A 22982-nucleotide genomic window follows, 5' to 3' on the forward strand; every position below is an offset into this window, starting at 1 on the left:
AATGATTCGGGGCAAATCCCGTGAAACGTACGTTCGAAATGGCCGCCTGTCAAGGTCTGATCACCCTGTGGTACGACTGTGAACCAGTGATGTCGAAGCGGTGACGACGACCCGGCAATGCTCAGTGGTGACCGTGGGATCGTTCCCACGCAACCTCGCGAACACGGACAGGCCGGATGCCTGTGCACATTGTCACCGAAGCCTCCCAGGTCGCCCGTCCGTCGCTTAGCCTTCGCCCACCAACGGCCATTCGTTCCCCCGGATACGGGACGCCCTCCGAGGGGTACGTAGAGAGCGGCTAAACCATCGTTCAGTGTCGAACGGCGCGCGTGGGAGGCTCCGGTGGCATCGCAGCACACGGCGGAACAGAAGTACGTCTACGACTTCTCCGAGGGCAACAGGGACCTGAAGGACCTGCTCGGCGGCAAGGGCGCCAACCTGGCGGAAATGACCAACCTCGGGCTGCCCGTACCGCCCGGCTTCACCATCACCACCGAGGCCTGCAAGGCGTACCTGGCCACCGGCAGGCAGCCGGCCGGGCTGCCCGAGGAGATCGCGGCGCACCTGGCCACCCTGGAGGAGGGGATGGGCAAGCGGCTGGGCGATCCGGCCGACCCGCTGCTGGTCTCGGTGCGCTCCGGCGCCAGATACTCGATGCCGGGGATGATGGAGACGGTCCTCAACGTCGGGCTCAACGACGCCAGCGTCGCCGGGCTGGCCGCCCAGGCGGGCGGCAACGCCAGGTTCGCCTGGGACTCCTACCGCCGGCTCATCCAGATGTTCGGCAAGACGGTCTGTGACGTACCGGGCGAGGAGTTCGAGCAGGCGCTCGACGAGGCCAAGCAGGCCAAGGGCACCACCAGCGACCTGGACCTGGACGCGGGCGACCTGCGCGCGCTGGTCGACGCGTACAAGAAGATCTTCGTCGAGCACACCGGGCGGGAGTTCCCGCAGCAGCCCCGGCAGCAGCTGGAGCTGGCCGTCAACGCGGTCTTCCAGTCGTGGAACGCCGAGCGGGCGGTGCTCTACCGGCGCCAGGAACGGATCCCGGCCGACCTCGGCACCGCCGTCAACGTCGTCGCGATGGTCTTCGGCAACCTCGGCCCGGACTCCGGCACCGGGGTCGCCTTCACCCGGGACCCGGCCAGCGGCGCCCAGGGCATCTACGGCGACTACCTGGCCAACGCGCAGGGCGAGGACGTGGTGGCCGGCATCCGCAACACCGTCCCGTTGCAGCGGCTCGAAGAGCTGAACAAGCCCGCGTACGACGAGCTGCTGGCGATCATGGCCCGGCTGGAGGAGCACTACCGCGACCTGTGCGACATCGAGTTCACCATCGAGCGCGGCAAGCTGTGGATGTTGCAGACCCGGGTCGGCAAGCGGACCGCCGCCGCCGCGTTCGTGATCGCCGCGCAGCTCGTCGACGAGGGCCTGATCGACCTCGACGAGGCGCTGCGCCGGGTCGACGGCGCCCAGCTCGCCCAACTGATGTTCCCCCGGTTCAAGGTGAGCGACGACCTGACACCGGTGGCCCGGGGCATCGGGGCGTCCCCGGGCGCGGCGGTCGGCACGGTGGTCTTCGACGGCCCCCGGGCGGTCGAGCTGGGCAACGCCGGCGAGGCGGTCATCCTGGTGCGCCGGGAGACCAACCCGGACGACCTGCCCGGGATGATCGCCGCCCAGGGCATCCTGACCTCGCGCGGCGGCAAGACCAGCCACGCCGCCGTGGTCGCCCGGGGCATGGGCAAGACCTGCGTCTGCGGCGCCGACTCCCTCGACGTGGACGTCCCGGGCCGCAGGTTCACCGTCGGCGGGCAGACGATCAGCGAGGGGGACGTGATCTCCATCGACGGCACCACCGGCCGGATCTACCTCGGCGAGGTGCCGGTCTGGCCCTCCGAGGTGGTGCGCTACTTCGAGGGGACCCTCGACCCGGAGCGCGCCGACGACGCGCTGGTCGTCGCCGTACACCGGCTCATGTCGCACGCCGACGGGCAGCGGCGGCTGGGCGTGCGGGCGAACGCCGACACCGGCGAGGACGCGGCCCGGGCGCGGCGGTTCGGCGCCGAGGGGATCGGCCTGTGCCGCACCGAGCACATGTTCCTCGGCGACCGGCGTGCGCTGGTGGAGCGGCTGATCCTGGCCAGCACCGACGCGGACCGCAAGGCGGCGCTGGCCGAGCTGCTTCCGCTGCAGCGGGCGGACTTCCTGGAGATCTTCCAGGCGATGGACGGCCAACCGGTCACGGTACGGCTGATCGACCCGCCGCTGCACGAGTTCCTTCCGCCGCTGGAGGAACTCGCCGTGCACGTCGCGGTCGCCCACGAGCGGGGCGAGGACGCCGGCCGGGACGAGGCGCTGCTGAGCGCGGTACGCCGGATGCACGAGCAGAACCCGATGCTCGGCCTGCGCGGGGTACGCCTCGGGCTGGTCATCCCCGGCCTGTTCGCGATGCAGGTACGGGCGATCGTCGAGGCGGCGGTGGAGTGCGCCCGGGGCGGCGGCGACCCGAAGCCGGAGATCATGGTGCCGCTGGTCGGCGCGGTCCAGGAGCTGGAGACGGTACGCGCCGAGGCCGAGAAGATCATCGCGGAGGTGACCCGGGAACAGCCGGTCCAGGTGCTGATCGGCACGATGATCGAGGTGCCCCGGGCCGCGCTGACCGCCGGACAGATCGCCGGGGCGGCCGAGTTCTTCTCCTTCGGCACCAACGACCTGACCCAGATGGGCTGGGGGTTCTCCCGGGACGACGTCGAGGGCGCCTTCTTCTGGCGCTACCTGGAGCTGGGCATCTTCGGCATCTCGCCGTTCGAGTCGATCGACGCCGAGGGCGTGGGCCGGCTGGTCCGGATCGCCAGCGAGGAGGGCCGGGCGGCCCGGCCCGGGCTCAAGCTCGGCGTCTGCGGCGAGCACGGCGGCGACCCGGAGTCGGTGCACTTCTTCCACGAGGTCGGGCTGGACTACGTCTCCTGCTCACCGTTCCGGGTGCCGGTGGCGCGGCTGGAGGCCGGCCGGGCGGTGGTTTCGGCGGCCGGCTCGGACAGCCGCTGACCGGCACCTCCGCCGGGTGACCGCCGGGCGCGGTGCCGGTGCCTGCCCGCGGGCACCGGCACCGGACGACGATCCGGCCCGGGTGCGGCGGCGGGCGGGGGTTCACTCGCGGCCGGACGGGCGCCACCCCGCGCCGCGAAGGTTCGCCGGCAGGGTGGCCATCGGCGTCCGGGTGGCCAGCGGCGCGTGCGGGTCGTCGACCGGGGGGATCGCGGTCGCCACCGTCGGCTGCCGGGCGGCCTCCCAGAGCGCGCCGAGCCGCTGCGCGGCGGGGCGGGCCTCGGCGTGCAGCCGGCCCAGGTCGGCCTCGGGGACCGCCACCGCGGTCAGGATCGCGTTTGGACCGGCCGGGTAGGAGACCACCCAGCCGTCGGCGCCACGGACGACGGATTCCCGCAGCGGGCCGTGACCGACCAGATGGGCGAAGCGGTGTCCGATGCCGAGGCACGCCGCGGAGAGGGCGGCGATGTGGTGCGGGTCGGCACCCGGCAGGTCGCTGGCGACGAGCAGCCCGTCCACGGCCGCGACCACCGCGCCGGATATCTGCGGCACCGCGCGGCGCAGCCGGTGCAGTTCGGCCAGCAGAGCGGCATCAGTGTTCACCGGTGTCTCTCCTCAGATCGGTCCGTGCCGCCGGGCCTGCGGTTCCCGGCCGGTAACCTTCCGCCTCCGGCACGCTACACCGGGCGATGCCGGCACGGGGTCCCTGACCATGGGCGATTGTGTGACAACTCTCGGCTGATCGACTGTTGCCCAGAGACATTCTCCGACCGCGCAGAGTGTCGGGGGATCGTTGCCGCACCGGCGTCGGCCGGCCGGCGTACCCTGTTCGGCACGCGAGTTTCCCTTCCCTCGCCGTGGAGGTGTGATCGATGGGCAGCGTCTGGGAGAACCTGGTGGTCGACGCCGCTGATCCGGCTCGGCTCGCGCGCTGGTGGGCCGAGGCGCTCGACTACCAGATCGTCAACGAGCTGCCCGACGAGGTGGAGATCCGGTGCGGACCGGACACGCTGCCGGGCCTGATCTTCGTACCGGTGCCCGAGGGCAAGGAGACGAAGAACCGGCTGCACATCGACCTCCGCCCGGCCGACCAGGAGGCCGAGGTCGAGCGGCTGGTCAACATGGGGGCGCGGCACGTCGACGTCGGACAGTCCCCGGACGACACCTGGACGGTGCTGGCCGATCCCGAGGGCAACGAATTCTGCGTACTGGCCGGCCGCTCCTGACCCTCTCCGCGGTTGGGCACGGGACCGGGGCGTACGGGGGCGTGAGGCGGTGTCGGTGAGACAGGGCGGGGTGGTCAGCCAGCCCGACGCCGAACGCCTGGTCGCCGAGCCGCCCAAGGACACCGGCTACGGGCGCGGGCCCTACCAGCGGGACCGGGCCCGGGTGCTGCACTCGGCCGCCTTCCGCCGGCTGGCCGCCAAGACCCAGGTGCACACCGCGGGCACGGACGACTTCCTGCGGACCCGGCTGACCCACTCGCTGGAGGTAGCCCAGATCGCCCGGGAGATGGGCGCCCGGCTCGGCTGCGATCCCGACCTGGTGGACGTCGCGGGGCTGGCACACGACCTCGGGCACCCGCCGTTCGGGCACAACGGCGAGGCCGCCCTGGACAGCATCGCCCAGGCCTGCGGCGGCTTCGAGGGCAACGCCCAGACGCTGCGCGTACTGGCCCGGCTGGAGGCCAAGGTCCTCGGGCCGGACGGCGGGTCCGCCGGGCTGAACCTGACCCGGGCCTCCCTCGACGCGACCTGCAAATACCCGTGGCCGCGCCGCCCGGGGCAGGCCAAGTTCGGGGTGTACGCCGACGACGCCGACACCTTCGCCTGGCTGCGCCGGGGCGCCCCGCCCGACGTCCAGTGCCTGGAGGCCCAGGTGATGGACTGGGCCGACGACGTGGCCTACTCGGTGCACGACGTGGAGGACGGGGTGCACGGCGGCTACCTGCGGCTGCCGCTGCTGCGCGACGATCCGGACGAGCGGGCCGCGCTCTGCGTCGACGTGGCCGGGCGCTACTCGAACGAGTCGGCCGACGACCTGGCCGGGGTGCTGACCGAACTGCTCGACGATCCCGTGCTGGCGCCACTGGCCGGTTACGACGGCAGCCACGCCGCGCAGGTCGCGCTCAAGAGCAGCACGAGCGTGCTGACCGGACGGTTCGTCGCGGCGGCCGTGGCGGCCACCGAGGAGCGGTTCGGCGCCGGCCAACTGCGCCGGTACGCCGCCGAGCTGGTGGTGCCGAGGCGGATCCGTGCCGAGTGTGCCCTGCTGAAGGGGATGGCGCTGCGCTACGTCATGCGCCGGCCGGGTGCGGAGAGCTGGTACGTACGCCAGCGGGAGATCCTCGCCGAGTTGGTGGCCGCGCTGACGGCGCGGGCCCCGGACGCGCTCGATCCGGTCTTCGCTCCCCTGTGGAAGGCCGCGCCGCACGACGCCGCCCGGCTCCGGGTGGTCGTCGACCAGGTCGCCTCGCTGACCGACCCGGCCGCGCTGGCCTGGCACCGGCGCCTCACCGCCGGCTGAGCCGACGATCGCGGTGATCAGGGAACGGTTCCGCGTGTTGTCCGGCGCGTCGCCTCATCCACTCCCTGATCACCGCGATCAACGGCGCCTTGCGGGCCGGGCGGGTCACGCGCTCGGCGTGGCCTACCGGCCGCCGGTCAGCGGTGCGGCGCCCGGAGGGTCAGCCACTCGGCGTTGGTCGGGCCGACGCCCAGCAGGATCTGGTCGGAGAGGTTGCCGTCGGCGTCGTCGGTGTAGGCGATGCCCACCTCGCTCCACGGCGAGGAGGTGACCGCCATCTGCTCCTGCCGGCCCGCGGTGGACTGGCTCAACGCCTGCGCGGCCAGCCGCCCGCCACCCGTCGTACCGTCCGGGTTCAGGCCGCGCAGCCAGACGTCCGGGTTCGCGCCCTGCACCGTCCAACCCACCACCGCGTTGGCCCGGTCGTCGATCCCGACCGTGGGGCCGCCGGCCCCCGCACCCGTCGAGGTCTGCACCTCGGCGTGCCGGGCGGTGCCGGCGGCGGTGAACGAGCGGCTCCACACGCCGGCGCTGCCGGTGTGGTCGGAAACCCAGGAGATCGTGAAGTCGCCGGCGAAGTTCGCCGCCACCGCCGAGGTCCGCTGCTGGCCGTCGCCGATCGAGTTGGCGGTACGCCGGGACAGCACCACCGCGCCGTCGGCCCTGGCCAGCCGGGTCAGCCCGATGTTGTACGAGCCGTTGGCGTCCGCGTCCTCGTCCCAGGTGACCAGCGCCTCGCCGGACGCCGACACCGCCACGTCCGGCCGGTGGTGCTCCCCGGTGGTCTGGCTCGCCGACACCTCGTACGCCTTGGTCGTCATGTTGGTGTAGCCGGCGGCCTTGACGGTGGCCGGACCGGTCCCCTGGATGTCCTCCCAGACCACGGTGAAGGCGGTCGCCGCGGCGTTGTTCGGCGTGCCGTCCGGGTCGACCGCGACCTTCGGCAGGATCTGTGTGCCGGCGGCGCTCGCGTTGGCCTGACCGGAGGCCCGGACCGTGCCGGTCGGCGAGACCACCCGGTACGGGATGTTGTAGACGCCGTTGCCGTCCGGGTCGTCGGCCCAGACGACCACGGCGTTGCCCCGGTCGTCCAGGCCGACGTCCGGGCTGAGGTGCCGCCAGGCGGTGCCGCTGGTGCCGCCGCCGGAGAGCTTGACCTCGTAGACCGGGGTGCCGTTGGTGAACAGCCGCAGGTAGATCTCCGAGTGGGCGTTGTCGGCCGGGTCGGTGCCGGACCGGTCGTCCTCCCAGACCACGGCGACCTGGCCGGTGCGGTTGGCGGCGATGGCCGGGAAGTCCTGGTCGCCGGTGGCGACGCTGTTGGCCGTGGCCCAGGTCACCTCGGCGGCCGCCACCTCGACCGGTGCGGCGGACACCACCAGGGTGGACGCGACGATCAACGACGCGAAGGCTGTCATTGCGGCTCTCTTTCTGTTCCGGCCGGACTATCCGGCCTGGAGGCCGGGCTGGCCGTCGAGGATGACGAACGAACGCAGGGTGGAGACCGGGGCGCCGTGCTCGGTCACCGAGGCGACGGTCCGGAAGTCGGCCCGGACCTGGGCTCGGCTGATCGTGGTACGGACGTAGCCGCGCCGGTCGGAGTGGAACCTCAGGTGCGGGTTGGTGGCCACGTTCGGGATGGTCGTGCTGCCGCTGCCGTTGCCCCCCGAGGTGATCGAGGTGCAGACCAGTTCGGTGCCGATGGTCGCCGAGTTCGAGTTGGCGTAGTCGGCCTTCAGGTCGTTGGCCCAGGCCCGGTGCACGTCGCCGGTGAGCACGACCGGGTTGCGTACCGCCCGGTCCCGCCAGCCCTGCTGGATGCGGGAGCGGGAGGCCCGGTATCCGTCCCAGGCGTCCATGTTGCCGGCGCCGGCGGCGTCGAACTGCCGGGCGAAGAAGACCTGCTGGCCGAGGATGTCCCAGGTCGCGGTGCGCTGCGCGAGCCCGTCGAGCAGCCAGCTCTCCTGCGCGCCCCCGGTGATCGAGCGGGACGCCAGGTCGGCGTCGGCGCAGACCTTCCTGCCGTCGCCGCACGCCTGGTCACTGCGGAACTGCCGGGTGTCGAGCATGTAGAAGTTGGCGAGCTGCCCCCAGCGCACCCGACGGTAGAGCGGGATCGAGTTGCCGCTCGGGGTCGAGGCGGGGCGCAGCGGCATGTTCTCGTAGTACGCCTGGTAGGCGGCGGCACGCCGGGCGGTCCACTGCGCCGCGGTCAGCGCCGGGGTGTTGTTCTCCCGTACCGTGCCGGCGTAGTTGTTCTCCACCTCGTGGTCGTCGGGCACCACCAGCCAGGGCGCCGCCGCGTGGGCCGCCTGGAGGTCCGGATCGGACTTGTAGAGGGCGTACCGGCGGCGGTAGTCGGCCAGCGTCACGATCTCGCCGCCGACGTGCTGGCGCACCGCCGAGGTGTTGGTGCCGCCCTCGTAGATGTAGTCGCCGAGATGCAGTACCAGGCCCGGCGCGTCCTCGGCCAGCCGCCGGTACGCCGTGTAGTAGCCGGACTCGTAGTGCGCGCAGGAGGCGAAGGCCATCACCAGGTCCCGGCCGAAGGTGCCGACGGCGGGGGCGGTGCGGGTCCGGCCGACGGCCGAGATGTGCCCCTGGGCGCGGAACCGGTAGTAGTAGTCGGCGTCCGGCGCCAGCCCGCCGGCGACCACGTGCACCGAGTGGGCCTGCGCGTAGCGGGCGGTGACCGATCCGGAGGCGACCAGGGAGCTGAACCGCTCGTTGCTGGATACCTGCCACTCGACGGTCACGTCGGCGTTGGCCATCCCGCCCTGCCCGTCGGCGTTCAGTGGCGACGGTGCGAGCCGGGTCCAGAGCACGACGCTGTTCGGCTCCGGCTCCCCGGAGGCCACGCCCAGCTTGAACGGGTACGGGACGGCGGCTTGGACGGCGTGCCACGACCCCAGCACCGTACCGGCCGTGACGAGTCCACCTAGGACGAAGGTGCGACGACTCAGGTTCCTCATGGGCGCCTACCCTCCGGGCCGGCCGTTAACGGCAAGATCCACGGGAGAGAACCTGGCGTGACGCCTGGTTGACGGATAGAGACCGAGCGATGAAACAAACCTTCAACCCTTCGATGCCGTCCCGGGGGCCCGCGCCGTCGCGCCGGCCCGCGGCACCCCCGTCGCGTGGTGGGCGCACAGCTCCTCCGGGGAACCGGCGGGCGGCCCGCGCCGCCGGGCGGGTGCCCGGTCACCCCGCGACGGCGGACCGACCGGCGGCCGGGGGGTCTGTCCCGGTGAGCCACCGGCTGCGCCGTTTCGGCCCCGCTGCCCGCCCGCCCCGGTCCGGCGATTGGCCGATCATGGCCGCACGGCCGCGCCGCAGGTGACAACCTCCTTGTAGGGCGCCGCGTCGGCGCGGGGCCGGCGAGGCGGAAGCGGGAGCGGCATGGAGCCCAGGACCTTCGTGGTGGACGGCGGCACCAGTGGGCTCGGGCTGGAGGTGGCCCGGATCCTCGCGGCGGAACACCGGGTGGTGGTCCTCGGCAACGTGCCGGGAGAGGTCTCCGCCGCCCGCGACGAACTCGGCTGCGACGGCCTGGTCTGTGACGTCTCCGACCCGGACCAGGTGCGGGACAGCCTGGCGCAGGTGATCGACCGGTACGGCACGATCGACGGCCTGGCGCACTGCGCCGGAATGTGGGCCGGGGGAGCCCTGGAGGAGCTCTCCCCGGACCTGATCCGCCGGGCCGTCGAGGTGAACGTGCTCGGCACCGCCTACCTGCTGCGGGAGGCGCTGATCCAGCTCCACCGGCAGGGCCACGGCAACCTGGTGTACGTCGGGGCGCTGGCGGTCGAGGTCCCCCGGCCGGGCATCCCGCTCTACCGGGCCACCAAGAGCTTCGGCACCAGCCTGGTCGAGTCGCTGGCCGAGGCGCAGCGGAGCAACAGCGTCAAGGTGATGGAGATCCACCCGGGACCCATGCACACCCGGTTGCAGGAACGGGTCGGCGCCGAGTTCCTCGACACCGTGTCCGCACCGCCCGAGCAGGTGGCGGCGGAGGTTGTCCGGCTGCTGCTGCTTCGCGCCGAGGACCTCTACGTCTCCGGGCAGAAGGTGCTGCGCGCCGACGGGCGATGGTAAGCGCCGGGCCGGCCTCCGCCGAACCGCCCCCCTCGGCCTGGGCGCCGCTGCGGGTGGCGGCGTACCGCAACCTGTGGGTCGCCATGCTCGTGGCCAACATCGGCACCTGGATGCAGACCGTCGGCGCGCAGTGGCTGCTGATCAGCGAACCGGGCGCGTCCACCCTGGTCTCCCTGGTGCAGACCGCGAGCATGCTGCCGATCCTGCTGCTCGCCCTGCCCGCCGGTGCCCTGGCGGACAGCTTCGACCGGCGGCACCTGCTGATCGCCGTACAGTTCTTCATCGTCGCGGTGGGGCTGGGCCTGACGCTGCTCACCGCGACCGGCCGGATGCCCCCGGCGCTGCTGCTCACCCTGACCTTCGCCTTCGGCGTGGGCCAGGCGCTCACCCTGCCGGCCTGGGCCGCGGTCATTCCGGACCTGGTCCCGCGCAACCTGCTCCAGTCCGCCTCCGGGCTCGGCTCGATCAGCGTCAACATGGCCCGCTCGGTCGGTCCGGCCGTGGCCGGCCTGCTGATCTCCTGGACCGGCGTGCCCCTGGTCTTCGCGCTCAACACCCTCGCCTTCGCGTTCTTCGCGTTCACCCTGATCCGCTGGCGGCCCGGCACGTCCCGCTCGGTGGAGGTGCCGGAGCGGTTCACCGCCGCGCTGCGGGCCGGCGGCCGGTACGTCCGGCACTCGCCGATCGTGCAGCGCCTGCTGCTGCGGGCGCTGCTCTTCCTGGTGCCGGGCAGCGCGCTCTGGGCACTGTTGCCGCTCATCGCCAACCAGCGCCTGGGTCTCGGCTCCGGCGGGTACGGCGTGCTGCTGGCCGCGCTCGGCGTCGGCGCGGTGCTCGGCGGGCTGGCGCTGCCCTGGGTCCGGTCGCGGCTCTCCCCGAACCGTTTCCTGTTGCTGGCCGGGCTGGTCTACGGGCTGGCCCTGCTGGTGATCGCGCTGGTCCGCGACGAGGCCGTGGTGCTGGCGGCGCTGGTCCCGGCCGGACTCGCCTGGGTGACCGTGCTGTCCAACATCAACGCGGAGGTCCAGCTCTTCCTCCCCGGCTGGGTACGCGCCCGGGGGCTGGCGGTCTACCAGGTGGTGTTCGCCGGCGGGCAGGCGTTGGGCGCACTCGCCTGGGGCGTGGTGGCGGATCTGGCCAGCCTCGTCGTCGCCCACCTCGGGGCCGCCGTGCTGATGATCGCCGGCGCGCTGACCGTACGGGTCTGGCCGCTTCCCGACCTGCGCGCCGTGGAGCGGGACCCGGCGACCCACTGGCCCGAGGTGGACCTGGTGGACGAGCCGGACCCGAGCGTCGGGCCGGTGGTGGTGATCCTCACCTACGCCGTCCGGCCGGAGCAGAAGGGGGCGTTCGTGGCGGCCATGGAGGACGTCCGCGCCGCCCGGCAGCGCACCGGGGCGATGCGGTGGGGGCTGTACCGGGAGGGCGAGTCGACGGACCGCTTCATCGAGGTCTACGAGCTGCCATCCTGGGACGAGCACCTGCGGCAGCACGGCGGCCGGCTGACCAAGGCGGACCAGGCGGCCGAACTGCGGGCCCTGTCGCACGCCGACGGCGCCCCGCAGGTGAGCCACCTGCTGCCGGCCCAGGCCGGCTCCTGACCCGCGCCGGGGACCGCGTCCCTCGCACGCCGGGTAGCGCGTCGGAACGCTCAGCCGACCGTCGGGCGCGGCCCGATCGGCTCCCGGACCAGCGCCCCGTCGAGGTAGCAGTAGCGCCACTCCTCACCGGGGTCGATCGAGCGGATCAACGGGTGCCCGGTCTCCTCGAAATGCCCGGTCGCGTGCTTGTTCGCCGAGTCGTCGCAGCACCCGACGGCGCCGCAGGTGAGGCACATCCGCAGCCGTACCCAGTCCTCGCCGGTCTCCAGGCACTGCGGGCAGGCCTCGGCGTCGCTCTCGGTGATCTGTATCCGGTCGAGGTGGGTGCAGGCGGTACTCATCGTCTCCTCGCGCACGTAGCGCCAGCGGGACCGGAGCAGGCGGTCCGGGATCACCCGGGCCAGGTAGCGGGACTGCGCCGCGAGCATCGGGCTGAGGACGGCGAGGATCAGCACGTAGAGGGCGACGAACGGCCCGATCTTCGGGTTCAGCCCGGCACCCAGCGCCAGCGTCGCCAGGATCAGGGAGAACTCGCCCCGGCCCAGCACGGTCAGCCCGACGTTGGCGGCGCCGCGCTGGTTGAACCCGAAGAGCGAGCCGGTGATCAGCCCCGCGCCGATGTTCACGACGACGGTGATCAGCGCGGCGAGGACCGCCGGTACCGCCACCGAACCGAGTGCGCCGACGTCGATGCTGAGCCCGAAGGCCACGAAGAAGACGGCGGCGAAGACGTCCCGCAGCGGCAGGACGAGCCGTTCCACCCGTTCCCGTACGGCGGTCCGGGCGACGACCAGTCCGATCATCAGCGCACCGATCGCGTCCGAGACGCCGACCTCGGCGGAGAGACCGGCGACCAGCACCACCAGGCCGACCATCAGGATGGCGAGGAGTTCGTCGGAGTGGCTGCCGATCAGCATGGTGACGGCCCGCGCGCCGTACCGGGCCAGCAGCAGGAGCAGCAGCAGGTAGCCGAAGCTCATCCCGATGTGCAGGGCGACCTCGGCCGCCGAGTCGGCGCCGGACAGGATCGGGGAGAGCAGCGCCAGGTAGAGCGCGAGGAAGAGGTCCTCGATGACGATGATGCCCAGGATGATCGGCGTCTCGGCGTTCGTCAGCCGGCGCAGCTCGATGAGCAGCTTCGTGGCGATCGCCGACGAGGAGATGCCGAGCGCGCCCGCTATCACCAGCGCCTCGGAGGTGCCCCAGCCGAGGCCGAAGCCGAGGGCGAGCCCGGCGCTGACGTTGAGCCCGATGGAGCAGGCCGCGGCGATGAAGAGTCGCCGGCCGCTGCCGAGCACCTGCCCGATCGGAAACTCGACGCCGAGGTTGAACAGCAGCAGCACCAGCCCGACGGAGGCCAGCAGGGCCAGGTCCTCCGGATGCCGGACCAGCACCGGCCCGGGGGTGGCCGGGCCGAGCAGGATGCCGGTGAGCATGAAGAACGGGACCGTGGGCAGCCCCAGGCGCCGCCCTCCCCGGGCCAGCAGCCCGGCCACCAGCACCAGCGCACCGAGGCCGATCAGGTCAGCGTGCATCGCGTGGTCTCCCACCGGGTGTGGCGCCGGGACGCCGGGCGCGTCGGGCAAGGGCGTGGCGGCGTCGAGAGTAGCGCCGGGGTGGGGCCGGGCGGATTCGCCTGACGTCGGGGACAGCGGCCGTCAGGCGAAGAAGGTGCCGGAGAGCACCGCGCCGACCTTCCGGGACTGCTCCTCGGTGAGCTCGATCACGGCGGTCGGGTCGTCGGACCGGGTGGTGAAGACGTACAGGTCCCGGGTGCCGTCGCGGCGGACCACCACCGAGATCCGATCGCCGCCGTGGCCGAGATCGATGTCGTACCGCTTGCCGATGCCCGGCAGTTCCTGCACGTGTACGCCCTGGCCCATGACCTCTCCCCAGACGAATGAGCGTTCCTCGGGACGAACTGGCCTGTCCACGGCCCACCGGCGGCGGTCCGTGGCAGCCAGCGTACGTCGGGTCGGTACGGTGCCCGGACCGGGCGGCCGGCGGCGCACCGGCTACGACGGCGGCGCTGTCACCGGGCGGGACGCGCCGGGAGAGGCGTCCATTCCGCTATTCGCGGGAATGCTCGCGCGGCGTCGGGCGGCGCGGCTGCCACCGCACCGCTCACGCCGCGGCGCGATTGACCGCGACCAGGTCCGCGGCCAGCACACCGGTCCAGAATTTCTGCACGCTGGCGAGCGGAGCGGTGATGATCTGTCGCCGGCCGCCCTCGGTGACCAGGGTGAGCGCCGATCCGTCCGGCCAGGCCAATACCCAGCCCGCCACTCCCTCCGGCGGCTGTTCGTGCGCGGGTAACTCGGGTTCTCGGGTCCGGTAGAGCGCACAGAGTCGGGGTGCCTCTTCGATGGTGACCACGTCAAGGTCGTCCACCGGGCTCGGTTCACGGAAAACGGAGGTCATGACGGCGCCCTTCCGTCGACAGGTCAAGGACAGTGAGACGATCCACGTGGCACTACAGATGCAAGTTCGCCGATATGTGTGAACAGTTCACGTCTAAGACCTGATCAGTATTCCCCCGGCTACGCAACGAAAGCAAGGCCCGAAACCGCTGTTTAACGCAGGTGGCGGCGGTTGCCGGCCACGACGCCGGTGCCCGGCCCCGACGGACCGGGCCGGAAAACCGGAAGCCGACCGCGCAAATCGGCGTGCCCGGGATGCGCTTGCGCGCGGAAATCGACGCCCGTCAGCGAGGGTCGGGCGCGGGCGGCGCGGCGGCGAAACGCGACCAGGCGAGCGGCGTGAAGACCAGGATCGGACCACCGGCATCCCACGAATCCCGTACCCCGACCGCCCGCCCGTCCGTGCTGACCGACACCTCGACACAGTTGTCGTTGCCGCCGATGCTCCGGCTCGACTTGTGCCACTGGCCGAACATCTGCTTCGCCATTCGCCGCCTCAGCCCTCTCCCGCCGCGGGTTTCGCATTCCTGGTCCGGCGGCCGGAACTGATCCGGTCGGCCGCCTCCATCAGGAAAACGAGGCTCGCCTCGATCGGCAGCGCGGCGTCGCGCAGTTCGGCGTACAGGCGTTGGTGGCGCAGTACCGTTTCGGGCTCGGTGAGGACGAGGTCCTCGGTCTCCGTGTCGATCGCCACCACCTGCGGATCCGCCGGATCGGCGAAGGTGTAGAGCGAGAACGGCGTACGGGCGAGCAGGTAGCCGGGCAGTTCCGCCTCGATCGGCAGGATCCGTACGGCCGTCCGCCCCGCCGGATCACCGACCAGCTCGACCAGGTGCCGGAGTTGGGTGAGCATCACCTCGGGCGGCGCGCCGAGCCGCCGTACGGCCAGTTCCTCCAGCACCACCTCGTAGCTCGGTCCCCCCGGCCGGCGCAGCATCCGCTGGCGGGCGATCCGGGCCTCGACCGAGCGGGCCAGGTCGGCCGGCATCGGCTCACCCATCCGGACGCTCTGCTCCGAACGGGCCCGGACGTAGTCCGGCAGCTGCAACAGCCCCGGGACCGCCACCGTCTGGTACTCCCGGACCGTCACCGCGCCGGCCTCCAGGTCCGCGTAGACCTGCTGGCGACCGCCCATGTCCGTGCCGTACCGCTCCCACCAGCCACGGTCGCCGGCGTCCCGGGCGACCTGGACCAGCGCGTGCCACCGGGCCCCGGTGACCCCGAGGGCGTCGAGCAGCTTCATCACGTCCGGCACGTTCGGCCGGCTGGTCGCCGTCTCCAGGCGGCTGATCTTCAACCGGTGCATGCCGACCTGCCGGCCGAGCTGCTCGTGGGTCAACCCGGCGGCCTCGCGGAGGGCGCGCAGCTCCGTGGCGAGACGCCGGCGGCGGACCAGGGGGCTGACCATGCCGGGCAGTGTAGGCCGCCTGTTGCGACGGGGTAACAGCGTGTGGCCACAAGGTGTCGGGGCCGCCGCCGGGCCCGACACCCCTTCGGCAGGAGATCCGCCGGGCAGGGCAGGATGTACGCCGGAGGAGGTGGCGGATGGCTGGGCGGATCCGGGACGAGGACATCACGCTGGTCCGTGAACGCACCTCGATCGCGGACATCATCTCCGAGACCGTCACGCTGCGGTCCGCCGGCGGCGGCAACCTCAAGGGCCTCTGCCCGTTCCACGACGAAAAGACCCCCTCCTTCACCGTGGCGCCCGCCCGAAATGTCTTCTTTTGTCATGGGTGTGGGGTCGGCGGCGACGCCATCAAGTTCCTGATGGACGCCGAGCACCTGAGCTTCGTCGAGTCGATCGAACGACTGGCCGCCCGGGCCAACATCCAGCTGCGCTACGAGGAGGCCGGGCCGGCGCCGGTCCGCCCGCAGCAGGGACAGAAGCAGCGCCTGGTGGCCGCGCACGCCGCCGCCGCCGAGTTCTACGCCGGCCAGCTCGGCACCGCCGCCGCCCGGCCGGCCCGGGAGTTCCTCGCCCAGCGGGGCTTCGACCGGGCCGCCGCCCAGACCTACGGCTGCGGCTTCGCCCCGGACACCTGGGACGCGCTGACGAAGCACCTGCGGCAGAAGGGCTTCACCGGGCCGGAACTGGTCAGCGCCGGGCTGGCCCGCGAGGCCCGGTCCGGTTCCCTGATCGACCGGTTCCGGCGCCGGCTGCTCTGGCCGATCAAGGACCTCACCGGCGACGTGATCGGGTTCGGCGCGCGCAAGCTCTTCGACGACGACGACGGCCCGAAATACCTGAACACCCCCGAGACGCCGATCTACAAGAAGTCACACGTGCTCTACGGCATCTCGCAGGCGAAGCGGGAGATCGCCCGGCAGGGTCGAGCGGTGATCGTGGAGGGCTACACCGACGTCATGGCGTGCCACCTGGCCGGCGTTCCGACGGCGGTGGCGACCTGCGGCACCGCGTTCGGCGGCGACCACATCTCGGTGCTGCGCCGCCTGCTGATGGACACCGACGCGGTGGCCGGCGAGATCATCTTCACCTTCGACGGCGACGCGGCCGGGCAGAAGGCGGCACTGCGGGCCTTCGAGGACGACCAGCGGTTCGTGGGGCGGACCTTCATCGCGGTCAGTCCGGACAACATGGACCCCTGCGACCTGCGGCTGGCCAAGGGCGACCTGGCGGTGCGGGACCTGGTTGCCCGCCGCGAACCCCTGGTCGACTTCGCGTTGCGCCACGTGCTGACCCGCTACGACCTGGACACCGTCGACGGCCGGGTGGAGGCGATGCGCCGGGCCGCGCCGCTGGTGGCCAAGCTCAAGGACCGGGAGAAGCGCCCGGAGTACGTCCGCAAGCTGGCCGGCGACCTCGGCATGGAGATCGAACCGGTGCAGCGGGCGGTGCTGAACGCGGCGGCCGGGCAGGGGAGCGGATCCGCCGCACCAAACCGGGGTGGCCGGCCCGCCCCGGCCGCCCGGGTCAGGTCCGGCGAGCAGGGGGTGGACAGCCCGCAGTCCATGGTCGAGCGCGAGGCGCTGAAGCTGGCGTTGCAGGTGCCGGTGCTGGCCGGCCCGATGTTCGACGCACTCGCCGCGGAGGCCTACCTGAACCCCGTACACCGGGAGGTGCGGGAGGCGGTCGCGGCCGCCGGCGGCGCGGCGAGCGGGACCGGCGGCGCCGTCTGGATCGAGCGGGTCCGGGACGCCTGCGGTGACCTGGCCGCCACCGCGCTCATCGGCGAACTCGCCGTCGAGCCGCTGCGCATCGACACCGAACCCGATCCCCGGTACGTCTCCATCACGCTGTCCCGGCTGGAGTGGGGCGCGGTCACCACCCGGATCCGGGAGTTGAAGTCGAAGGTGCAGCGGATCAATCCGGCGGCCAACAAGGACGAGTACTTCGCGCTCTTCGGTGAGCTGCTCTCGCTGGAGCAGCACGGGCGAGCCCTGCGCGAGCAGGCGATGGGAGGGCTGTAGGTCATGGCGGCGTTCAAGCTCTTCTCCCGGTCCCGGCGGCTGCCCGCAGCGCTGCGGCCGGCGCTGGACCGCGACGAGCGGGTGCTGGACTGGGCCCGGGTCGGCGAGGGCGACGAGGTGCTGGTCGTCACCGACCGGGGGCTGTGGCTGCCCGGCGAGGCCGGCCGGCTGGGCTGGCACGACATCCACAAGGCCGTCTGGTCGGGCCGGGACCTGGCGGTCACCCCGGCGGAGCGGGTCGCCGAGCGGGACGGCTACCTCGTGCTGGCCGACGGGCCGGCGCGGACGTACCTGCTGCTCGATCCGGCGGACGTGCCGCACCAGGTACGGGCCCGGGTGACCCGCTCGGTGGCGTACACCGCGCACCACCGGCTGCCCGCCGGCGGCGTACGGGTGGCGGCCCGCCGGGTACGCGGGGTCGACGGGCTCACCTGGACGGTCCGGTACGACCCCGGCACGCCGGCCGACGACGCCGAGGTGGTCTCCGAGACCGACCGGATCGTGGCGGCCGCCCAGGCCGGCGCCGACCCCGACCTCTGACCCAGGGTGTAAGGAAGGGCCCCTTCCTATCGTTTTTTGTATAGGAAGGGGCCCTTCCTTACACCTCAGAAGCGGGTGGCGCGCATGTTGTCGTAGCTGCGCTCCGCCGCGCCGTACACGCCGCCCTGCTCGGGCGGGGTGGTGCCGGCGTTGTCCTGTTCCCAGATGTAGTGGTGGGCGTCGGTCGACGTCAGGCTGGCGAAGAACTGCTCGAACGGCACGTAGCCGCCGGGCACGCCGTACTCGGTCATGGTCAGGCTGGTGCCCTCGGCGTTGAGTACGCCGTCCTTGACGTGGAACAGCGGGAAGCGCTCCTGCTGCTTGCTGATCGTCCTGATCGGGTCGAAGGTGTCGCGCCGGGTCACCCCGTACTCGTCCAGGTAGCTCTTGAACCGCACCTGGGCCTGGTACGCCCAGTAGATGTCCATCTCGAAGTAGACCAGGTCCGGCTGGGTGAGGCCGAAGAAGTACTCCAGGCCGCGCTGCCCGGTGGACCGGGTCGGCTTGCCGCCCGCGTCGAGCGGGCCGGTGTCCAGGAGGAAGTTGTACTCCCCGTCGTGGTTGTGCTGGTAGAACTTCAGCCCGCGCGCCTTCGCCGCCCCGCCGACCGCGTTGTACCGGTCGGCGGCGATCCGCCAGTCGGCCCTGTAGCGGCTGCCGGTGGGTGCGTTGGCGGTGCCGATGTGCTTCATGCCGAGCATCTGGGCGATGTCGAGCTGCCGGGTCAGGTCGCCGAAGAGCGCGTCGAAGCCGACGTGTGAGCCGACCGCCTTCAGACCGTTGTCGTCGAGGATCTTCCGGATGGCCAGGATGTCCGCGTCGGTCGGGGTGCCGTTGCCGTACCCGGCGAACTCGATCTCCTTGAAGCCCAGCCCCGCGAGGAGCGGCAGCTTCTCGGCGAACGGGGCCGGGTCGGTGCGGACGGAGTAGAGCTGGATGCCGATCCGGCCGACCGGCAGCCGGGTGCCCCGCGCGTCGCGGACCGCGCCACCCTCGGCGGCCTGGGCCACCCCGGTGAACGGGCCGGAGAGCGAGATGGCGCTGGCCGCCGCGCAGGCGGAGAGGCCGAGGAAGCCGCGGCGGCTCCAGGCATCGGTGGTGGCGGTGGGGGTTGCGTCGGTGCCCATCACTGTCCCTTCTACCTATGGCGGTTCGCGTCCACCGCTGGCGGCCGAGCTGCCGCCATGGGTCGGTGCGGTGGGTCGGGCGGGGTGTACCGGCGTGTGCCGAGGTCCCGGCGGGGGAACCGGCCGGGCCGGTCGACGGCGCCCGGCGGTGGATCTCCCTGCAGCGGACCGTACCGAAGGAGCGGGGCCGAAGATAGGGCGCGTCGAATCAAAGTTCGGCCACTGTGCAACAAAGTTTTGTCCAATCTGCCGAAAGTCCTCCGAAGCGGGAAAACCCGCTGCCGGGGGCCGGTGTCCGGGGAGGACCGTGGCCGACACCGGCCGCGGTCGCGCGGCACGGCCGGGGCGTGGAAACTCGGTGGGACGTGTCGGACCGGGCCGCTAGGGTCGACGCCGTGGCAGCGGACGGGGCGCTCATCCGGGCGAGAGGGCTGGTGAAGCGGTTCGGCGACTTCACCGCCGTCGGTGGGATCGACGTCGAGGTGCGGGCCGGCGAGGCCTTCGGCTTCCTCGGACCCAACGGCGCGGGCAAGAGTTCAACGATGCGGATGATCGGCTGTGTCTCGCCGCCGACCGAGGGCGAGCTGACGATCATGGGGATGGACCCCCGGCGGGACGGGCCGGCGATCCGGGCCCGGCTCGGCGTCTGCCCCCAGCTGGACAACCTCGACCCGGAGCTGACCGTCCGGGAAAACCTGACCACCTACGCGCGCTACTTCGGCATTCCCCGCCGGGTGGCCCGGGAGCGCGCCGCCGAGCTGCTGGATTTCGTGCAGCTCGCCGAGCGGGCCACCAGCAAGGTGGAGCCGCTCTCCGGCGGCATGAAACGGCGGCTGACCATCGCCCGGGCGCTGGTCAACGAGCCCGACATCGTGCTGCTCGACGAGCCGACCACCGGGCTGGACCCGCAGGCCCGGCACCTGGTCTGGGAGCGGCTGTTCCGGCTCAAGCAGCAGGGCGTCACGCTGGTCCTCACCACCCACTACATGGACGAGGCGGAGCAGCTCTGCGACCGGCTGGTCGTGATGGACGGCGGTCGGATCGCGGCCGAGGGTTCGCCGCGCACGCTGATCGCGCGCTACTCCACCCGCGAGGTGGTCGAGCTGCGCTTCGCCGGCGCCGACCAGGATGCCTTCGCCGGCAAGCTCGCCGGTCTGGGCGAGCGGATCGAGGTGCTGCCGGACCGGATCCTGCTCTACGTCACCGACGGGGACGCGGCGGTCGCGGAGGTGCACGCCCGGGCGCTCACCCCGGCCAGCGTCCTGGTCCGGCGCAGCAGCCTGGAGGACGTCTTCCTGCACCTGACCGGCCGGACGCTGGTGGACTGATGACCGCCCTGGAGAGCGCCGCGCGGACCGACCGGCCCCCGACCACCCTGGTCGGCCGGCTGCCCGCGCTCGCGGTGTTCGAATATCACCTGGTCGCCTACCGGCGCACCTGGCGGGCGGGCGTCTTCTCCTCGTTCCTGCTCCCGGTGCTCACCATGCTCGGCTTCGGGCTGGGCGTCGGCGCCTTCGTCGACGCCGACGTCGCCGGGGTGCCCTACCTCGAATTCATCGTGCCCGGCCTGATCGCCTCGACGGCGTTCCAGGTGGCCATCGGGGAATCCTCCTGGCCGGTGCTCGGCAACTTCGAGTGGATCAGGATCTACTTCGCCCAGGCGGCGGCGCCGCTGCGGGTGCGCGACATCCTCGGCGGCCACCTCGGCCTGGTGCTGTTCCGGGTGCTCACCAGCAGCGCGGCGTTCCTGGCGGTCGCCGCGCTCTTCGGCGCGCTGCGTTCACCCTGGGCGGTGGCCACGCTGCCGCTGGTGCTGCTCCTCGGGGTGGCGGTGGCCACCCCGGTCTTCGCGTACAGCTCGTCGGTGCGCAGCGACAGCTACCTCGCGCTGCTGTTCCGGTTCGGGGTCATCCCGATGACGCTCTTCGCCGGGGTCTTCTTCCCGGTCGAGTCGCTGCCCGCCGTGCTGCGCTGGCTGGCGTACGCCTCGCCGCTGTGGCACGCGGTCGACCTGTGCCGGGCCGCCACGCTCGGCGTCGCGCCCGTCTGGTCGGTCCCCGGGCACCTGCTCTACCTCGCCGCCTGGGCGGTCGGCGGCTGGCTGCTGGCCAGTTGGCGGTTCCGCCGGCGGCTGGTGTTCTGACCGCCGTGCGGTCCTGACCAGAGATGGCGAACGTGTGTCCGGAGGAGGAGTTCCGTGGTCAGCGTCGTCCTGCCCCGGCTGATCAGTTTCGAGGGGGCGTCCCGGCGCTCGGTGTCGGTGGCCGAGCGCAACGTCGCCGCGCTCCGCTCCGCGTACTGGATCGTGTTGATCTCCGGCTTCCTGGAGCCGCTGCTCTACCTGCTCTCCATCGGGGTCGGGGTGGGTGCGCTGGTCGGCGACCTGACGCTGCCCGGCGGGGAGGTGGTCAGCTACCCGGCCTTCGTGGCGCCGGCGATGCTCGCCGCCTCGGCGATGACCGGAGCGCTGGCCGAAACGACATTCAACTTCTTCGGCAAGATGAAGTACATGAAGCTGTACGACGGGATCCTGGCCACCCCCGTGCAGCCGTTCGAGATCGCGCTCGGCGAACTGGGCTGGGCGATGCTGCGCGGCACCCTCTACTCGGCCGCCTTCCTCGGCGTGATGGTGGGGATGGGGCTGACCGGCGCCGGCCGGGCCCTGGCCGCCTTTCCGGCGGCGGTGCTGGTCGGCTTCGCCTTCGGTGCGGTGGGCATGGCGCTCTCCACGTACATGCGCAGCTGGCAGGACTTCGACCTGATGGGCTCCGCCCAGTTCACCCTCTTCCTCTTCTCCGGCACCTTCGTGCCGGCCGAGGCGTACCCCTCGGCGCTGCGCTGGGTGGTGGAGGTGACCCCGCTCTACCGTTCGGTGGAGCTGGTCCGGGGGATCACCGTCACCGGCGCGGGCTGGAGTCAGGTGCTCGACGTGCTCTACCTGCTCGGGATCACCGCGCTGGGCCTGGCGGTCGCGTCCCGCCGGATGGGTCGGCTGCTCTGCAAGTAGCGAGGGCCACCTGGCTGATCCGTCCGGATGCCGGCAACGCCACCTCGGCGGCAACTACTCTCGGTGTTCTCGGCGCCTTTTTCCGTGAGGCCGTCGCGGGAACGGAGCATCGAGGTGGGCGACGAGAAGTCGAGCGGGCATCCGGGCCGGCTCTCCGCCGCCGACTGGCGCCGGGTGCTCCGGCGTACGTTCCGGGAGGCCCAGGCGGACAACCTGACGGACTGGGCCGCGGCGCTGACCTACTACGGCGTGCTGTCGCTCTTCCCGGCCCTGCTGGTGCTGGTCTCGGTGCTCGGCCTGCTCGGCGACGCGGCCATCCGCGGGGTGCGGGACGTGATCCGGGACGTGGTGCCCGCTGAGTCGGCCCGCAACATCCTGCTCGCCGGGCTCACCCAGGTGCAGGGGAGCGCGGGGGCGGCGAGCCTGGCGGCGGCGCTCGGTGTGGTGGTCGCGTTCTGGACCGCCTCGGGATACGTCGGCGCCTTCATGCGGGCGGCCAACGCGATGTACGACGTGCCGGAGGGGCGCCCGCTGGTGAAGACCCTGCTGCTCCGGCTCGGCGTGACCGCCCTGGTCGGGGTCCTGGTGCTGATCAGCCTGGTTCTCCTGGTCTTCAGCGGGCGCCTGGCCGAGCAGGTGGGCCGGCGCCTCGGTGTCGGCTCGGCCGGGGTGCTGGCCTGGGACATCGTCAAGTGGCCCGTGCTGGTGCTGCTGGTCAGCCTGATCTTCGCGATCCTCTACTGGGCGACCCCGAACGCGCGGCAGGGCTTCCGCTGGATCAGCCCGGCCGGCATCTTCGCGGTGCTCGCCTGGGCGGTGGTCTCCGCCGCCTTCGCCCTGTACGTGGCCAACTTCGCCTCCTACAACCGGACGTACGGCTCGCTTGCCGGCGTCATCGTCTTCCTGGTCTGGCTCTGGCTGTCGAACCTGGCGGTCCTGCTCGGTGCCGAGCTGGGTGCGGAGCTGCTCCGGGAACGCCGCATCCGGTCGGGGGGCCCGGCCGATCGGGAGCCGTTCGTGGAGCTTCGCGACGACCGCAAGCTGCGCAAGCACGACCGACCTCCGGTCTTCGTTGATCATTCATCAACTTTTGTCCTCTTGGACAAAAGTTAGCGTCATATTGGATGAAGCTCTAGACAGCCGGCGCAGAAGGCTTTTACTGTGTCGGGCACAACACGCTGGC

At 72.1% G+C, this 22982-nt stretch carries 20 protein-coding genes; 11 read left to right on the top strand and 9 right to left on the bottom strand.

What is annotated here, in order from left to right; all coding sequences use genetic code 11:
- The first annotated feature begins 342 nt into the window (after positions 1 to 342).
- Complete coding sequence (gene ppdK, locus ACQEUR_RS15930) at positions 343 to 3051, top strand: pyruvate, phosphate dikinase (protein WP_433031156.1); 2709 nt, start codon at positions 343 to 345, stop codon at positions 3049 to 3051.
- A 102-nt stretch (positions 3052 to 3153) separates the two neighbouring features.
- Here the strand turns inward: ppdK and ACQEUR_RS15935 are convergent, their stop codons facing one another.
- A complete protein-coding gene (locus ACQEUR_RS15935; protein WP_433031159.1) occupies positions 3154 to 3654 on the bottom strand; it encodes a roadblock/LC7 domain-containing protein in 501 nt (166 codons plus the stop codon).
- 269 nt (positions 3655 to 3923) lie between these two features.
- Between ACQEUR_RS15935 and ACQEUR_RS15940 the strand changes: the two genes are divergently transcribed.
- A complete protein-coding gene (locus ACQEUR_RS15940; protein ID WP_433031162.1) occupies positions 3924 to 4277 on the top strand; it encodes a VOC family protein in 354 nt (117 codons plus the stop codon).
- A 55-nt stretch (positions 4278 to 4332) separates the two neighbouring features.
- Positions 4333 to 5577, top strand: coding sequence for a deoxyguanosinetriphosphate triphosphohydrolase (locus ACQEUR_RS15945; protein ID WP_433031165.1), 1245 nt, complete (start codon positions 4333 to 4335; stop codon positions 5575 to 5577).
- Positions 5578 to 5714: 137 nt separating this feature from the next.
- On the opposite strand, the gene ACQEUR_RS15950 is transcribed toward ACQEUR_RS15945, so the two are convergent.
- On the bottom strand, positions 5715 to 6995 hold the full coding sequence (locus ACQEUR_RS15950; RefSeq protein WP_433031168.1) for a hypothetical protein: 1281 nt from the start codon (positions 6993 to 6995) through the stop codon (positions 5715 to 5717).
- Positions 6996 to 7022: 27 nt separating this feature from the next.
- Complete coding sequence (locus ACQEUR_RS15955) at positions 7023 to 8549, bottom strand: alkaline phosphatase D family protein (protein ID WP_433031171.1); 1527 nt, start codon at positions 8547 to 8549, stop codon at positions 7023 to 7025.
- 427 nt (positions 8550 to 8976) lie between these two features.
- Between ACQEUR_RS15955 and ACQEUR_RS15960 the strand changes: the two genes are divergently transcribed.
- Positions 8977 to 9672, top strand: coding sequence for an SDR family NAD(P)-dependent oxidoreductase (locus ACQEUR_RS15960; RefSeq protein ID WP_433031174.1), 696 nt, complete (start codon positions 8977 to 8979; stop codon positions 9670 to 9672).
- Positions 9666 to 11273 (top strand): MFS transporter, encoded by a 1608-nt coding sequence (locus ACQEUR_RS15965; protein WP_433031177.1) that lies wholly within the window; start codon positions 9666 to 9668, stop codon positions 11271 to 11273. Before ACQEUR_RS15960 ends, ACQEUR_RS15965 begins: the two co-directional genes overlap by 7 nt.
- A 50-nt stretch (positions 11274 to 11323) precedes the next feature.
- On the opposite strand, the gene ACQEUR_RS15970 is transcribed toward ACQEUR_RS15965, so the two are convergent.
- The 5 genes from ACQEUR_RS15970 to ACQEUR_RS15990 form a co-directional block, all read right to left on the bottom strand.
- Positions 11324 to 12808 (bottom strand): cation:proton antiporter domain-containing protein, encoded by a 1485-nt coding sequence (locus tag ACQEUR_RS15970; protein WP_433031180.1) that lies wholly within the window; start codon positions 12806 to 12808, stop codon positions 11324 to 11326.
- Between the two features lie 123 nt (positions 12809 to 12931).
- Positions 12932 to 13156, bottom strand: coding sequence for a potassium transporter TrkA (locus ACQEUR_RS15975; protein ID WP_433031183.1), 225 nt, complete (start codon positions 13154 to 13156; stop codon positions 12932 to 12934).
- A 241-nt stretch (positions 13157 to 13397) separates the two neighbouring features.
- A complete protein-coding gene (locus ACQEUR_RS15980) occupies positions 13398 to 13694 on the bottom strand; it encodes a hypothetical protein (protein WP_433031186.1) in 297 nt (98 codons plus the stop codon).
- Between the two features lie 283 nt (positions 13695 to 13977).
- The gene (locus tag ACQEUR_RS15985; RefSeq protein ID WP_433031189.1) at positions 13978 to 14181 is read right to left on the bottom strand and encodes a DUF397 domain-containing protein; all 204 of its coding nucleotides are present in this window, start codon (positions 14179 to 14181) and stop codon (positions 13978 to 13980) included.
- Positions 14182 to 14189: 8 nt separating this feature from the next.
- On the bottom strand, positions 14190 to 15101 hold the full coding sequence (locus tag ACQEUR_RS15990; protein ID WP_433031192.1) for a helix-turn-helix domain-containing protein: 912 nt from the start codon (positions 15099 to 15101) through the stop codon (positions 14190 to 14192).
- Positions 15102 to 15238: 137 nt separating this feature from the next.
- Here ACQEUR_RS15990 and dnaG point away from each other — a divergent pair, with 137 nt between their 5' ends.
- Both dnaG and ACQEUR_RS16000 read left to right on the top strand, forming a co-directional pair.
- Positions 15239 to 17125, top strand: a complete 1887-nt coding sequence (gene dnaG, locus ACQEUR_RS15995) for a DNA primase (protein ID WP_433031195.1) — start codon at positions 15239 to 15241, stop codon at positions 17123 to 17125.
- A gap of 3 nt (positions 17126 to 17128) precedes the next feature.
- Positions 17129 to 17665, top strand: coding sequence for a hypothetical protein (locus ACQEUR_RS16000; RefSeq protein ID WP_433031198.1), 537 nt, complete (start codon positions 17129 to 17131; stop codon positions 17663 to 17665).
- A 65-nt stretch (positions 17666 to 17730) separates the two neighbouring features.
- Here the strand turns inward: ACQEUR_RS16000 and ACQEUR_RS16005 are convergent, their stop codons facing one another.
- Positions 17731 to 18792, bottom strand: a complete 1062-nt coding sequence (locus ACQEUR_RS16005; protein ID WP_433031201.1) for a sugar phosphate isomerase/epimerase family protein — start codon at positions 18790 to 18792, stop codon at positions 17731 to 17733.
- Positions 18793 to 19187: 395 nt separating this feature from the next.
- On the opposite strand from ACQEUR_RS16005, the gene ACQEUR_RS16010 reads away from it, so the two are divergent.
- The 4 genes from ACQEUR_RS16010 to ACQEUR_RS16025 all read left to right on the top strand — a co-directional run bounded on the left by ACQEUR_RS16010 (position 19188) and on the right by ACQEUR_RS16025 (position 22912).
- A complete protein-coding gene (locus tag ACQEUR_RS16010; RefSeq protein WP_433031204.1) occupies positions 19188 to 20120 on the top strand; it encodes an ABC transporter ATP-binding protein in 933 nt (310 codons plus the stop codon).
- Positions 20120 to 20935, top strand: coding sequence for an ABC transporter permease (locus ACQEUR_RS16015; protein WP_433031207.1), 816 nt, complete (start codon positions 20120 to 20122; stop codon positions 20933 to 20935). The genes ACQEUR_RS16010 and ACQEUR_RS16015 overlap by 1 nt, the downstream gene beginning before the upstream one ends.
- 54 nt (positions 20936 to 20989) lie before the next feature.
- Positions 20990 to 21799 (top strand): ABC transporter permease, encoded by an 810-nt coding sequence (locus ACQEUR_RS16020; RefSeq protein WP_433031210.1) that lies wholly within the window; start codon positions 20990 to 20992, stop codon positions 21797 to 21799.
- Between the two features lie 114 nt (positions 21800 to 21913).
- Entirely contained in the window at positions 21914 to 22912 is a 999-nt protein-coding gene (locus ACQEUR_RS16025; RefSeq protein WP_433031213.1) for a YihY/virulence factor BrkB family protein, read from the top strand.
- The last annotated feature ends 70 nt before the right edge of the window (positions 22913 to 22982 follow it).

The organism is Plantactinospora sp. CA-290183 (genome assembly GCF_050936375.1).
GTDB lineage: Bacteria > Actinomycetota > Actinomycetes > Mycobacteriales > Micromonosporaceae > Plantactinospora.

Bases quoted from the DNA above. Each gene is read 5' to 3' on its own strand.
- ACQEUR_RS15940 (WP_433031162.1), top strand. From the start codon at position 3,924: ATGGGCAGCGTCTGGGAGAACCTGGTGGTCGACGCCGCTGATCCGGCT.
- ACQEUR_RS15950 (WP_433031168.1), bottom strand. From the start codon at position 6,995: ATGACAGCCTTCGCGTCGTTGATCGTCGCGTCCACCCTGGTGGTGTCC.
- ACQEUR_RS15955 (WP_433031171.1), bottom strand. From the start codon at position 8,549: ATGAGGAACCTGAGTCGTCGCACCTTCGTCCTAGGTGGACTCGTCACG.
- ACQEUR_RS15960 (WP_433031174.1), top strand. From the start codon at position 8,977: ATGGAGCCCAGGACCTTCGTGGTGGACGGCGGCACCAGTGGGCTCGGG.
- ACQEUR_RS15965 (WP_433031177.1), top strand. From the start codon at position 9,666: ATGGTAAGCGCCGGGCCGGCCTCCGCCGAACCGCCCCCCTCGGCCTGG.
- ACQEUR_RS15970 (WP_433031180.1), bottom strand. From the start codon at position 12,808: ATGCACGCTGACCTGATCGGCCTCGGTGCGCTGGTGCTGGTGGCCGGG.
- ACQEUR_RS15975 (WP_433031183.1), bottom strand. From the start codon at position 13,156: ATGGGCCAGGGCGTACACGTGCAGGAACTGCCGGGCATCGGCAAGCGG.
- ACQEUR_RS15980 (WP_433031186.1), bottom strand. From the start codon at position 13,694: ATGACCTCCGTTTTCCGTGAACCGAGCCCGGTGGACGACCTTGACGTG.
- ACQEUR_RS15985 (WP_433031189.1), bottom strand. From the start codon at position 14,181: ATGGCGAAGCAGATGTTCGGCCAGTGGCACAAGTCGAGCCGGAGCATC.
- ACQEUR_RS15990 (WP_433031192.1), bottom strand. From the start codon at position 15,101: ATGGTCAGCCCCCTGGTCCGCCGCCGGCGTCTCGCCACGGAGCTGCGC.
- dnaG (WP_433031195.1), top strand. From the start codon at position 15,239: ATGGCTGGGCGGATCCGGGACGAGGACATCACGCTGGTCCGTGAACGC.
- ACQEUR_RS16000 (WP_433031198.1), top strand. From the start codon at position 17,129: ATGGCGGCGTTCAAGCTCTTCTCCCGGTCCCGGCGGCTGCCCGCAGCG.
- ACQEUR_RS16005 (WP_433031201.1), bottom strand. From the start codon at position 18,792: ATGGGCACCGACGCAACCCCCACCGCCACCACCGATGCCTGGAGCCGC.
- ACQEUR_RS16015 (WP_433031207.1), top strand. From the start codon at position 20,120: ATGACCGCCCTGGAGAGCGCCGCGCGGACCGACCGGCCCCCGACCACC.